This window comes from Aeromonas schubertii, assembly GCF_000820105.1.
GTDB lineage: Bacteria > Pseudomonadota > Gammaproteobacteria > Enterobacterales > Aeromonadaceae > Aeromonas > Aeromonas schubertii.
Map to the genome: position 1 here is coordinate 1 of NZ_CDDB01000062.1, position 868 is coordinate 868.

The window sequence follows — 868 nt, forward strand, 5'->3', positions numbered from 1 at the left end:
GGCGGCGCGGCTCACGAGATCGGCGTCAAGCAGGTGGCCTATCACCTGTGGAACCGTTTCGGCTCGTCCCATCGGGTGCGCTTCACCGCGGTGGACTTCGAGCCGGTGGTGGCCGAGATCCTCGAGAAGATCGACAACGGCCAGATGGGGGTGGTGCTCAAGCGCATGATGATGCGCGCCGCCGCCAACATCGCCGACCGCTTCCAGATCCCGGCCCTGGTGACCGGCGAATGCGTGGGCCAGGTGTCCAGTCAGACCCTCACCAACCTCAACGTCATCGATCGGGTGACCGACAAGGTGATCCTGCGCCCCCTCATCACCTGGGACAAGCCGGACATCATGAACCTGTCGCGCAAGATAGGCACCCTGGAATTTGCCGAGACCATGCCCGAGTACTGCGGTGTCATCTCCAAGAAGCCGACCGTGAAGGCGGATCTGGCTCGCATCGAGGCCGAAGAGCAGAACTTCGACTTCGCCATCCTCGACAAGGTGGTGGACGAGGCGCGTTACCTCGATATTCGCCGTATCGGTGAAGAGACGGCGGCCGAGGTGCAGGAGGTGGAGACCACTGCCGCGACCGGTGACGACGAGGTGATCCTCGACATCCGCTCCATGGACGAGCACGAGGAGAAGCCGCTGGTGGTTGAGGGGCGTGAGGTACTGCATATCCCCTTCTTCAAGCTGGCCACCGCCTTTGGCGATCTGCCGAAAGAGAAGACCTACCTGCTCTACTGCGATCGCGGTGTGATGAGCAAGCTGCAGGCCCTCTACCTCAAAGAGAAGGGCTTCGACAACGTCAAGGTTTACCGCCCGTAAGCCTGTTTCGAGACAAAAAAATCCGGCCCTGCGGCTAATGCCGATCAGTTAA

1 protein-coding gene is annotated in these 868 nt (G+C 61.2%); it reads left to right on the forward strand.

Annotated elements, in window-relative coordinates:
- A partial coding sequence (gene thiI, locus BN1133_RS12205; RefSeq protein ID WP_082178001.1) for a thiazole biosynthesis protein occupies positions 1-816 on the forward strand: 816 nt, incomplete at its 5' end.
- Positions 817-868 lie beyond the last annotated feature (52 nt).